This is a genomic window from Duganella qianjiadongensis, from assembly GCF_009857915.1.
GTDB lineage: Bacteria > Pseudomonadota > Gammaproteobacteria > Burkholderiales > Burkholderiaceae_D > Rugamonas > Rugamonas qianjiadongensis.
Window position 1 is genome coordinate 1 of sequence record NZ_WWCM01000091.1, and the last position, 269, is coordinate 269.

At 40.1% G+C, this 269-nt stretch carries 1 rRNA gene; it reads left to right on the forward strand.

Annotated elements, in window-relative coordinates:
- Nucleotides 1-156: 156 nt before the first annotated feature.
- Nucleotides 157-269, forward strand: a 23S ribosomal RNA gene (locus GTP27_RS23415); the annotation flags it as partial.

Here is a 269-nt window from a genome sequence, read left to right on the forward strand (position 1 = left end):
TTTAACAATCTGGAAGAAGTAAGTAAATTTTTATTGATCGTTTTACGGTAAAACGTAAGACGATGGGTAATGATTGTATGTATCAACAAACGCATTAACGTAATACTTCTTATTCCTATAAACGCTTCCTGTTAGTCGCAGGAGCTAACGTTATAGGGACAAGTGAATAAGTGCACATGGCGGATGCCTTGGCGATTACAGGCGATGAAGGACGTAGTAGCTTGCGATAAGCTGCGGGGAGTTAGCAAACAAACTTTGATCCGCAGATT